Genomic DNA, 10390 nt, shown 5'->3' with positions numbered 1-10390 from the left:
GGCGGGTATGGCGGGCGCGGCCGGGCGGCGGCGCCCCTGCATGCGCGCGGCGCGGGCGGGCGCGGTCGTTGCCGCGGCAGCCGGTGGCTCAGTCGATCTTGATCGGCTCGTGCAGGCCGGGCAGCCGGCAGGCGACGCCGCGCGCGGCCAGCACCTCCTGCATCGCCTGCATGCCGCGGCCGTGTTCGCCATGCACCAGGAATACCTTGCGCCGCGGCGCGTCGCCCAGCCAGGCCAGCAGCGAGGGCTGGTCGGCGTGCGCGGAGAAGCCGTTGATCGTCCACACCTGCGCGCGCACCGGGATCTCCTCGTTGAACACGCGCACGCTGGCCGCGCCGTCGATGATCCGCCGTGCCAGCGTGCCCTCGGCGGCATAGCCGACGAACACCACGCTGCTGCGTTCGCGCCACAGGTTGTGCTTGAGGTGGTGGCGCACGCGGCCGCCGTTGCACATGCCGGAGCCGGCCAGGATGATCGCGCCGCCGTCTACGCTGTTGATCGCCATCGACTCGGCCGTCTCGCGGGTGAAATGCAGGCCGGGCATGGCGAACGGGTCGCCGTGCCGCAGCTCGTCCAGGAAGCCGTCGTCGAAGCACTCCGGATGGCGGCGGAAGATCTCGGTGGCGGAGATCGCCATCGGCGAATCCAGGAACACCCGCACGTGCTGCGGGATCGCGCCGCCCGCGATGCCGCGGTGCAGGTAGTAGAGGATCTCCTGGGTGCGTTCCAGCGCGAAGGTGGGGATCACCACGTTGCCGCGGCGGTTCACCGTCTCGCGGATGGCCCGGTACATCTCGTCCACGGAATCGGGCACCGAGCGGTGCGGGCGGTCGCCGTAGGTGCTTTCCATCACCACGTAGTCGGCGGCCGGCGCGGGCGTCGGGTCGCGCAGCAGCGGGCGGCCCGGGTTGCCGAGGTCGCCGGAGAACAGCATGCGGCGGCGCTGCCTGCCGTCGTCCAGTTCAAGCAGCACCGAAGCCGAGCCGAGGATGTGGCCGGCGTCGAGGAAGCACGCGCTGACGCCGTCGACGACGTGCACGGTTTCGCCGTAACCGACATCCGGGCCGAAGAAATCCAGTGCGTGCAACGCGTCGTCCAGCGTATACAGCGGCGGCGCCACCGCCTCGCCGCGGCGGTTGCTGCGCTGGGCGCGGCGCGCGTCCTCTTCCTGCAGGCCGGCGGCGTCCAGCATCACCACCCGGGCCAGCTCGCGGGTGGCGGCGGTGGTGAGGATGCGGCCGCGGAAGCCCCGGCGCACCAGCAGCGGAATCCTTCCGCAATGGTCCAGGTGGGCATGGGTGAGCAGCAGCGCGTCGATGCCGGCCGGGTCGAAGCCGAACGGTTCGGCGTTGGCCCGCTCGACCTCGTCGCTGCCCTGGAACATGCCGCAGTCGATCAGCACGCGGCGGTCGTTGCAGGTGACCAGGTGGCAGGAACCGGTGACCTGCTTGGCGGCACCGTGGCAGCTGTAGATGATCATGCGGATGTTTCCTCAGGGATGCAGCTCGCCGGACTCTCGCATCAAGCCCGTGCCGGCGTACTGACTGGTGTCAATCCGGATGCCGGGTTCTTAAGACTGGCATAAGCCGTCCCGGCTGCAATGGCACCCAAGGCAATCATGCCGAAACCGGAGACGCACCATGAAACGCTCACTCGTTGCACCGCTCTTTCTTGCCGCGGCCGCGCTGTCGGCGTCCGCCTTCGCCGCACCGCAATGCACCAGCGCACCGCGTGCGCAGTGGCTGACCGAAGCGGCGATGAAGCAGAAGATCCTCGACCAGGGTTACGCCATCAAGGTGTTCCAGGTCTCGGGCAACTGCTACGAGATCTACGGCAAGGACAAGGCCGGCAAGAAGGTGGAGATCTACTTCGACCCCACCGACGGCCGCATCGTCAAGCAGAAGGGCGGCTGATCATGCACCCGCGCGAGGACAGGCCTATGAACGCCACGGTCAAGGTCTGGGATCCGCTGGTACGCGTGTTTCACTGGTCGCTGGCGGGCCTGTTCCTCGCCAATTTCTTCACCGAGGACGGCGAGCTGGTCCACCGCGGGATCGGCTACGCCCTGCTGGCCCTGCTCGCCGTGCGTTTCGCGTGGGGCTGGGTCGGCACGCGGCACGCGCGCTTCAGCGACTGGGTGCTCGGCCCGCGCCGCGTGCGCGATTACCTGCGCGAACGCCTGGTCGGGCGTTCGCGGCGCCAGCTGGGGCACAACCCGGGCGCGGCGATGATGATCCTGGCCCTGCTCGCCGGCGTGCTGCTGGTGGGCCTCACCGGCTGGCTTCAGACAACGGATGCCTTCTTCGGCACCGGCTGGCTGGAGGAGCTGCATGAGGTGCTGGCCTACGGCGTGCTGGCCCTGGTCGGCGTGCACGTGCTGGCGGCGGTGGGCGAAAGCGTGCATTACGGCGAGAACCTGGTCGCCTCGATGATCCACGGCCGCAAGCGCGCCCTGGAGCAGGACGATGCCGGCGGCGGGAAGATGCGATGAATTGCCTCAGCCACGGCTGGCAGGCGGGCCGCTGAATAGAATCACGCCATGCGCATCCTGCTAGCCGAGGACGACCAGGCACTGGGGCGGGCGTTGGCCGATGGCCTGCGCCAGCTCGGCTATGCGGTGGACTGGATCACCGACGGCAACCAGGCCGCCGCCGCGCTGGCCGACACCGCCTACGCCGCCGCGGTGCTGGACTGGAATCTTCCGCGCAGCAGCGGGCCGGCCATCATCGCCGGCATGCGCCTGCGCCGGGATGCCACCCCGGTGCTGCTGCTGACCGCCCGCGACGAGCTGTCGGACCGGGTCGCCGGGCTGGATGCCGGCGCCGACGATTACGTGGTCAAGCCGGTGCACCTGGACGAACTCGCCGCCCGCCTGCGCGCACTGCTGCGCCGAGCCGACGGCCAGGTCGAGCCGGCGATACGCGTGGGCGAGCTTGAAGTCACCCAGGCCGCACGCAGCGCCACGCTGGCCGGCGCGGCGCTGGAGCTGACCGCGCGCGAGTACGCGCTGCTGGAAATGCTGGTGCGCCATCCCGGGCGCGCGTACTCCCGTGAGCAACTGGAGGATGCGCTGTACGGCTGGGACCGCGAGGTGGCCAGCAATGCGGTGGAAGTGCACATCCACCATTTGCGCCACAAGCTGGGGCCGGGCTGGATCCGCACTTTGCGCGGCATCGGCTATGCGATCGACCCGCCTGGCGGGCAGGCCGCATGATCCGCCCCTCGCTCAACCGGCGGCTGGTGCTGCGGCTAGTGGCCGGCATCGTGCTGGTGTGGTGCGCCGCCGGCGGCTGGCTGGCCTGGCGCAGCCTGCACGAGGTCGACGAGATCTTCGACCAGATGCTGGTGCGCACCGCCGCCAGCGTGTTCGCGGTGATGCCGGCCACGCCGGCGCCGGGCGTGGCGGCGCGCCTGCCGGACCGGCAGGCACTGGATTCCGATGCCACTGCGCATCGGCCCGCCATCACCGTGCGCGATGCCGCTGGCAGGCTGCTGGTCCGCAGCACCGAACTGCCCGCGCTGAGCTTCGATCCGGGCGATGCGCACTTTCATTCGGTCGTCTACGGGCAGCGGCGCTGGCGGGTATTCCAGCGCTGGGATGCGCAGCGGCAATACTGGATCCAGGTGGCGGCGCCGCTGGACGAGCGCGACGAGCTGATGCGCAAGCTGGTGGTGCCGGCGCTGCTGGCGCTGCTCGCCCTGCTGGTGCTGGTGCCGCCGACGGTGTTCGCCGGCTTGCGCAGTGGATTGAAACCGCTGCGCAAGCTGACCCGCAGCCTGTCCGCCGGCGCCAGCCCGATGACGGTCACGCTCACCGACGAACGCGTACCGGTCGAGCTGGCGCCGTTCACCGAGGCGATCGACCAGCTGGTCGATCGCCTCAAGCTCAGCCTGGAGCACGAGCGCCGCTTCACCGCCGACGCCGCCCACGAGTTGCGCCACCCGCTGGCGGCGCTGCGGCTGGAACTGGACCTCGCCGGACGCGGCGGCGATGCGGCCACCCGCGCGGGGCACCTGCAGCGCGCGCAGGAGGCGCTCGACCGCATGCAGCGGCTGGTGACCCAACTGCTGCTGCTGGCACGCGTCGAGAAACTGGCCGAGCTGGACGACGCCGGCCGCCTGCGCCTGGCGAGCGTGGCCGAAGCCGCCCTGTGCGACGTCAGCGAACGCGCGGCGGCGCGCTCGATCGAGCTGTCGCTGGATCACGAAGGCAACGACTTCGTGCAGGGCAGCCGCGGCCTGCTCTGCATCGTGGTGCAGAATCTGCTCGACAACGCCTTGCGCCACGTGCCCGAGCACGGCCGGGTCAGCGTGCGCGTCGGCGGCCATGCCGACCGGGTCACCCTCGAGGTGGACGACAACGGTACCGGCTTTGCGTCCACCGACACCTCGCGGCTGGGCGAACGCTTCCACCGTCCCGAGGGCAGCCTGGGCGAGGGCAGCGGGCTGGGCCTGTCGATCGCGCAGGCGATCGTCGACCTGCACCACGGCCAGCTCGCCTTCGGCCGCTCCGCCCTGGGCGGAGCGCGGGTCAGCCTGAGCCTTCCGCGCGTCGCGACCCTTGCGCCGCATGCGCCCGACTATGTCTGAGCAACTGGGCCCCATGGATGCCCGCGGAGGATCCCATGACTGAAACTACCCGCAAGCTGACTTGCCAGGTCACCGCACGTCGAACCGACGCCCACGGAGGCGTCGCCCGCTGCAAGGATGCCGAACCGTTGCTGGACACCGACCTGGCCGGCCGCATGGATGCGTTCAATCCCGCCGAACTGCTGCTGGCCGCGGTGTCGGCCTGCATGATCAAGGGCATCGAGCGGGTCACGCCGATCCTGCAGTTCCAGTTGCGCGGGGTCGAGGTGCGCGTGCATGGCGTGCGCCAGGACGTGCCGCCGCGCCTGGAATCAATCGACTACGAGATCCTGGTGGACAGCGACGAGAGCGAGCAGCGGCTCATCCTGCTGCACGACAACGTGCGCAAGTACGGAACGGTGTTCAACACGGTGGCGCCGGGCACCCGCCTTTCCGGCGTGCTGCGGCGGGCGGGTTGAGCCGCCGCCGGGCGGTGGACTCGTTGTGCGACTGGCGTAATCGCCTCCGCTGCGCGCGGCACGTCGGGGTGCGCAGCCACCTCAGTGCGCCACGGCCTAGCGCAGGTTGCCGCGCGTCGTGCGGCGCAAGAGTTCCAGCCAGGCGATGGCGGCGGCCAGCATGCCGGCGGTAGCGAGCAGTATGAACGTGCCGGGCACCGTCAGCCCCATCACGCCTCGGAAGAACGGCACTCCGACCACGATCGCCAGCATCAGCGCCACGCCGCCGAACATCCGTGGCAGCCAGGGGTTGCGCGCTGGCATGCGGCTCAGTGCGGGGCGCGACACGTCGCGGTTGGCCAGGGTCAGCAGGAACAGGCCGAGCACCAGGGCGATGAACACCGCGCTGCGGCCTTGCGCGGCGTCGAGGCCCCGACCGAGCAGCAGGCCGTAGCCGAGCAGCAGGATGCCGGCGAAGCCGAGCCCCTGGATCACCGCATGGCGCAGGTTGGCAGCGGCGAACGGGGAATCCGATGGCGCGCGCGGCGGTCGCCGCATGATGTCGGCGGCGGCGGGTTCGGCCTCGAACACCACCGAGCAGGCCGGGTCGATCAGCAGCTCCAGCAGCACGATGTGCACCGGCATCAGCAGCACCGGCCAGTGCAGCAGGGTCGGCACCAGCGCCAGGGCGATGATCGGCATGTGCACGGCGAACACGAAGCGGGTGGCCTTGGTGATGTTGTCGTAGATGCGCCGGCCCTGGCGGATCGCCGCCACGATGCTGGCGAAGCTGTCGTCCAGCAGCACCAGCGCGGCCGCCTCGCGCGCCACGTCGGTGCCGCGCTCGCCCATCGCCACGCCGACGTCGGCGGCCTTCAGCGCGGGGGCATCGTTGACGCCGTCGCCGGTCATCGCCACCACCTCGCCGCCGTCCCGCAGCAGCTGCACCAGGCGCAGCTTCTGCTCGGGCTTGAGCCGCGCGCACAGGTCGACCTGGCGCAGGCGTTCGCGCAACGCGGCGTCGTCCAGCACGGCCATCTCCGCGCCGGTGATGACCTCGGCGCGTTCGCTCAGCCCGACCTGGCGGGCGATCGCGCGCGCGGTGGCGGGATGGTCGCCGGTCATCATGATGATGCGCACGCCGGCATCGCGGCATTCGGCGATCGCCACCGGCACTTCCGGGCGCGGCGGATCGACGAAGCCGACCAGGCCGAGGAAGCGGAAGTCGAAATCGTGCTGGCTGCGCGGCCATGCCGCGCCTTGCCATTCGCCGCGGGCCACGCCGAGCACGCGCAGGCCGCGTTCGGCCATCGCCTCCACCTGGCGCAGGATGGCCGCGGCGTCGGCATCGCCCAGGTGGCACAGGTCGATCACCGCCTCCGGCGCGCCCTTGGTGGCCAGCAGGTGCGCGTGGCGCGCGTCGCCGCGGAACACGTGGGTCATCGCCAGGATGTCGGGCGACAGCGCGTATTCGAATTCCGGCGCCCACTCGGCGTGCACGTGCTCGGTATCGGTGAGCCAGTACAGCCCGAACTGCTGGATCGCCTTCTCCATCGGATCGAACGGGTCGGCCGGCGTCGCCAGCATGGCGAACTCGACCAGTTCGTGGAACGGCTCGGGCAGCTCAGCCGCCTCCTCGCCGTGGCAGCTGTCGTCGACCAGGCGCAGCTCGGCCACCTGCATGCGGTTCTGCGTCAGCGTGCCGGTCTTGTCGACCGCCAGCACCGAGATCGCGCCCAGCGCCTCCACCGCCGGCACGCGGCGGGTCAGCACCTTCTGCTTCGAGATCCGCCACGCTCCCAGCGCGAGGAACACGGTGAGGATCACCGGGATCTCTTCCGGCAAGATCGCCATGGTCAGCGCGATGCCGGCCAGCACGCTTTGCAGCAGGCCGTGGCCGTCCCACAGCCAGCCGAGCAGGGCATATGCCGCGGCGAGCAGCAGTCCGCCGACGGTGAGATTGCGGATCAGCCGGCGCGAGGCCTGCTGCAGGCCGGACACCGGTTCGACGGTATCGGCCAGCGCCTGGCCGATGCGGCCCACCGCGGTGGCGCCGGCCACGGCATGCACCTCGGCGACGCCCACGCCCTTGGTCACCACGGTGCTGGCGAACAGCTGGCCGGCCTCCCCGCCCGGCAGCTTGGTGGCCGGCACCGCCTCACCGGTGAGCAGCGACTCGTTGACGTCCAGGTGGCCGTCCAGCAGCACGGCATCGGCGGCGACGCGGTCGCCTTCGTGCAGCACCAGCAGGTCGCCCACCACCACCTCGCGGCCGGGGATGCGGATCTCCGCGCCGCCGCGGATCACCAGCGCGCGCGGGGCGGACAGCTCGCGCAGCGATTCCAGCGCCCGCTGGGTCTTGCGCTCCTGCGCCAGCGTGATACCGATGATCACGAACACGAACGACAGCAGGAACGCCGCCTCGGCACGGTCGCCCAGCGCCAGGTACAGGCCGCCGGCCACCAGCAGCATCAGGAACATCGGTTCCAGCAACACGCCGGCGACCATCGACCACAGCGTCCGCGGCGCGCTGCCGGGCAGCAGGTTCGGTCCGTGTTCGGCCAGCCGGCGTGCGGCCTCCGCCGGGTCCAGCCCGGCCAGGTTGGCGGGGCGGGGCGGCCTGGTGGCGCTCATGCGCGTTTGCGCCGCGCGCCGGGCGGCAAGGCGTGCGGCGCGCGGGAACGGCTCAGCGGCAAACCAGCACCGGCACGTCGCCGTTCAAGATCACCTTGTGCGTTTCGCTGCCCAGCAGCAGCCGGTCGAAGCCGCGCCAGCCGTGCGAGGCCATCACGATCAGGTCGCACTGGTGCTTCCTGGCGGCGCCGACGATGGCGGCGAAGGGGCGCGCATCCGTTTCGTGGCTGCTCTCGCAGGGGACACCGGCCGCTTCCGCCCGCCGGCGCACCTCCGCCAGGTAGCCTTCCGCGTTGGCCACCGCCTCGCGGGTATAGGCCGCCTCGCTGGCCTGGATGAACTCGGCGAAGTAGACGGTGGCGGGGAACGGCACCAGCACGTGGAAGGCATGCACGCGGGCGCCCAGCCGCGCCGCCAGTTCGATGCCGGTGTCGACCGCGCGCAGCGACAGCTCGGAGCCGTCGGTGGGCAGCAGGATGTGCTTGAACATGAGGGGATACTCCGTGGGGGAAAGCGTCAGCGGCAGGTATAGCCGCCGTCGATGACCAGCTCGCTGCCGGTGACGAATTTCGATTCGTCGGAGGCAAGATAGACCACGCCCCACGCGATGTCGTCCGGCTCGCCCAGGTGGCCGAGCGGATGCAGTGCGCCGACCTCGCGCCGGTGTTGCGCGGGGTCGCCGCCCATCGAGGCGAGGTGCTGCTCCACCATCGGCGTCCAGATGAAGCCGGGGTGGATCGAGTTGACCCGGATGCGGTCGGCCGCGTACAGCATCGCGTCGGTCTTGCTCATCAGCCGCACCGCGCCCTTGGACGCATGGTACGGCGGCGAGTCCGCCGCGCCGACCAGGCCGTAGATCGACGACAGGTTGATGATGCTGCCGCCGCCGGCCGCGCGCAGCGGCGCGATCGCATGCTTGGTGCAGAAGAACACGCCCTTCACGTTGATCGCCTGTACCCGGTCCCATTCCGCCTCGGTGAGTTCGTGGGTGGGCTTGTTCGCTCCGGCGATGCCGGCGTTGTTGACCAGGACGTCCAGACGTCCGAACGCCGCCACCGCGCCGGCGACCGCCGCCACCACCTCGGCCTCCACCGATACGTCGGCGTGGAAAAAGCGCGCGGCCGCGCCGAGGCGGGCAGCCAGCTGCCGCCCCGGTTCGCCGTGCAGGTCGACGATGGCGACCCGCGCCCCCGCCTCCGCCAGCCGCGCCGCGCAGGCGGCGCCGATGCCCACGGCGCCGCCGGTCACCAGTGCCACCTTGCCATCGAGCCTGCCCATCAGCGTGCCTCCCGGTTGCATGCCGACAGGGTGCGCGAGTCGGCACGGGTCGGCGTTGACCGGAGTCAATTGCACGGCGGGTCCGTGCGGCCGCGGCGTCCCGCACGCCTGCGGGCGGCGGGTCTGATACAAATCATGGCGAGCGCCTCCGGCGATCTGTCAGCATGGCGAATCATTCTCATTTCAGGCGAGCACACCATGGCCGAATCACCGACGTCGACGGCGAAGCCGGCGACCTTCGCCGAACTGCCGGCCTTGCTGGCCTCCGCGCCGCACCGGTTGCTGTTCTTCGCCGGCACGGTGGCGGTGATGCTGAGCATGGCGTGGTGGGCGGTGGAACTGACCTGGATGCGCTTCGGGCTGGCCGGCTGGCCGCAGCCGCCGATCCCGCCGGGCTGGGCGCACGCGATGCTGATCCAGTACGGGCTGTTCCCGCTGTTCATGTTCGGCTTCTTGCTGACCACGTTCCCGCGCTGGCTGGGCCGGCCAGCGCTGCCGCGCTCGCGCTACGTGCCGGTGGCCGGCGGCATCTTCGGCGGCTACGTGCTGGCGAACGTGGGCCTGCTCGACCTGATGTGGCTGCTGCGGCTGGGCGTGGCGCTGATGCTGGCGGGCTACTTGGTCGGCGTCGTCACGCTGGCCGGGGTGTTGCGCGGGGGCGACGACAAGCTGCACCACGCGAAATCCTGCCTGGCGGCGCTCACGCTGGGCACGCTGGGGCTGGCGGTGTTCCTGGCCTTCCTGTTCGGTGCGCCGGCGGAGTGCGCGCTGCTGGCGATCAAGCTGGGCACCTACGGCCTGCTGCTGCCGATCTATTTCACGGTGACCCACCGCATGCTGCCGTTCTTCAGCGGCAACGTGGCGAAGGGCTACGTCGTGGTGCGCCCGCGCTGGAGCCTGCAGGTGGTGTGGCTGCTGCTGCTGGCGCACCTGCTGCTGGAGTGGCGCAGCGCGCTGGGCTGGCTGTGGCTGGCGGACGTGCCGCTGGCGCTGGTGTTCGCCTGGCATGCGCTGGCCTGGCAGCCGTGGAAGGCGATGCGCCCCGGACTGCTGGCGGTGCTGCACCTGGCGTTCGCGTGGCTGCCGGTGGCGTTCGTGCTGTACGCGGTGCAGGACGTGGTCTATGCCGTGGGCGGCCACCACATCCTCGGCCGCGCGCCGCTGCATGCGCTGGCGATCGGCTATTTCGGCTCGATGCTGGTGGCGATGGTGACCCGGGTGACCCAGGGCCATTCCGGCCGGCCGCTGGAAATGAGCGCGATCCCCTGGCTGTGTTTCGCGCTGCTGCAGCTGGTGGCACTGGTGCGCATCCGCGCCGAATTGGGTGGCGATGTCTACCTCTGGCTGGTGATCGCCGCGTACGGCTGGCTGCTGGCGTTCCTGCCGTGGGTGCTGCGCTCGGCATGGATCTACCTGACCCCGCGGATCGACGGCAAGCCGGGCTGAAATCC

Annotated in this window: 10 protein-coding genes; 6 read left to right on the top strand and 4 right to left on the bottom strand. The window is 70.8% G+C overall.

Going from position 1 to position 10390, the window contains the following annotated elements:
• Positions 1-88: 88 nt before the first annotated feature.
• Positions 89-1480 (bottom strand): MBL fold metallo-hydrolase, encoded by a 1392-nt coding sequence (locus RHOFW104R8_RS16075; RefSeq protein WP_068097384.1) that lies wholly within the window; start codon positions 1478-1480, stop codon positions 89-91.
• A 160-nt stretch (positions 1481-1640) separates the two neighbouring features.
• Between RHOFW104R8_RS16075 and RHOFW104R8_RS16070 the strand changes: the two genes are divergently transcribed.
• Genes RHOFW104R8_RS16070 through RHOFW104R8_RS16050 form a run of 5 tightly spaced genes read left to right on the top strand, consistent with a single transcriptional unit; the run spans position 1641 to position 5048 of the window.
• Positions 1641-1913 (top strand): PepSY domain-containing protein, encoded by a 273-nt coding sequence (locus RHOFW104R8_RS16070; RefSeq protein WP_063089599.1) that lies wholly within the window; start codon positions 1641-1643, stop codon positions 1911-1913.
• Between the two features lie 26 nt (positions 1914-1939).
• Positions 1940-2491 (top strand): cytochrome b/b6 domain-containing protein, encoded by a 552-nt coding sequence (locus RHOFW104R8_RS16065; RefSeq protein ID WP_068097381.1) that lies wholly within the window; start codon positions 1940-1942, stop codon positions 2489-2491.
• 48 nt (positions 2492-2539) lie between these two features.
• Complete coding sequence (locus tag RHOFW104R8_RS16060) at positions 2540-3214, top strand: response regulator transcription factor (RefSeq protein WP_068097374.1); 675 nt, start codon at positions 2540-2542, stop codon at positions 3212-3214.
• A complete protein-coding gene (locus RHOFW104R8_RS16055) occupies positions 3211-4590 on the top strand; it encodes an ATP-binding protein (RefSeq protein ID WP_068097371.1) in 1380 nt (459 codons plus the stop codon). The genes RHOFW104R8_RS16060 and RHOFW104R8_RS16055 overlap by 4 nt, the downstream gene beginning before the upstream one ends.
• A gap of 35 nt (positions 4591-4625) precedes the next feature.
• The gene (locus tag RHOFW104R8_RS16050; protein ID WP_068097368.1) at positions 4626-5048 is read left to right on the top strand and encodes an OsmC family protein; all 423 of its coding nucleotides are present in this window, start codon (positions 4626-4628) and stop codon (positions 5046-5048) included.
• A 96-nt stretch (positions 5049-5144) separates the two neighbouring features.
• Here RHOFW104R8_RS16050 and RHOFW104R8_RS16045 read toward each other — a convergent pair whose 3' ends face one another.
• The 3 genes from RHOFW104R8_RS16045 to RHOFW104R8_RS16035 are packed head-to-tail and all read right to left on the bottom strand — an operon-like array spanning position 5145 to position 8939.
• Entirely contained in the window at positions 5145-7661 is a 2517-nt protein-coding gene (locus tag RHOFW104R8_RS16045) for a cation-translocating P-type ATPase (RefSeq protein ID WP_068097365.1), read from the bottom strand.
• 52 nt (positions 7662-7713) lie between these two features.
• Positions 7714-8151, bottom strand: a complete 438-nt coding sequence (locus RHOFW104R8_RS16040; protein WP_068097363.1) for a universal stress protein — start codon at positions 8149-8151, stop codon at positions 7714-7716.
• Between the two features lie 26 nt (positions 8152-8177).
• Positions 8178-8939 carry a glucose 1-dehydrogenase gene (locus tag RHOFW104R8_RS16035; RefSeq protein WP_068097360.1) on the bottom strand — a complete coding sequence of 254 codons (762 nt, stop codon included), beginning with the start codon at positions 8937-8939 and terminating at the stop codon, positions 8178-8180.
• A 198-nt stretch (positions 8940-9137) separates the two neighbouring features.
• On the opposite strand from RHOFW104R8_RS16035, the gene RHOFW104R8_RS16030 reads away from it, so the two are divergent.
• Complete coding sequence (locus RHOFW104R8_RS16030; RefSeq protein WP_068097357.1) at positions 9138-10385, top strand: NnrS family protein; 1248 nt, start codon at positions 9138-9140, stop codon at positions 10383-10385.
• The last annotated feature ends 5 nt before the right edge of the window (positions 10386-10390 follow it).

This window comes from Rhodanobacter sp. FW104-R8 (genome assembly GCF_001617365.1).
GTDB lineage: Bacteria > Pseudomonadota > Gammaproteobacteria > Xanthomonadales > Rhodanobacteraceae > Rhodanobacter.
Note: the sequence above shows the minus strand (reverse complement) of the source record. Positions and strands in the feature narration are given on the sequence as shown.

Coding starts and splice junctions, on each gene's coding strand:
- RHOFW104R8_RS16075 (WP_068097384.1), bottom strand. CDS start 1,480: ATGATCATCTACAGCTGCCACGGTGCCGCCAAGCAGGTCACCGGTTCC.
- RHOFW104R8_RS16070 (WP_063089599.1), top strand. CDS start 1,641: ATGAAACGCTCACTCGTTGCACCGCTCTTTCTTGCCGCGGCCGCGCTG.
- RHOFW104R8_RS16065 (WP_068097381.1), top strand. CDS start 1,940: ATGAACGCCACGGTCAAGGTCTGGGATCCGCTGGTACGCGTGTTTCAC.
- RHOFW104R8_RS16060 (WP_068097374.1), top strand. CDS start 2,540: ATGCGCATCCTGCTAGCCGAGGACGACCAGGCACTGGGGCGGGCGTTG.
- RHOFW104R8_RS16055 (WP_068097371.1), top strand. CDS start 3,211: ATGATCCGCCCCTCGCTCAACCGGCGGCTGGTGCTGCGGCTAGTGGCC.
- RHOFW104R8_RS16050 (WP_068097368.1), top strand. CDS start 4,626: ATGACTGAAACTACCCGCAAGCTGACTTGCCAGGTCACCGCACGTCGA.
- RHOFW104R8_RS16045 (WP_068097365.1), bottom strand. CDS start 7,661: ATGAGCGCCACCAGGCCGCCCCGCCCCGCCAACCTGGCCGGGCTGGAC.
- RHOFW104R8_RS16040 (WP_068097363.1), bottom strand. CDS start 8,151: ATGTTCAAGCACATCCTGCTGCCCACCGACGGCTCCGAGCTGTCGCTG.
- RHOFW104R8_RS16035 (WP_068097360.1), bottom strand. CDS start 8,939: ATGGGCAGGCTCGATGGCAAGGTGGCACTGGTGACCGGCGGCGCCGTG.
- RHOFW104R8_RS16030 (WP_068097357.1), top strand. CDS start 9,138: ATGGCCGAATCACCGACGTCGACGGCGAAGCCGGCGACCTTCGCCGAA.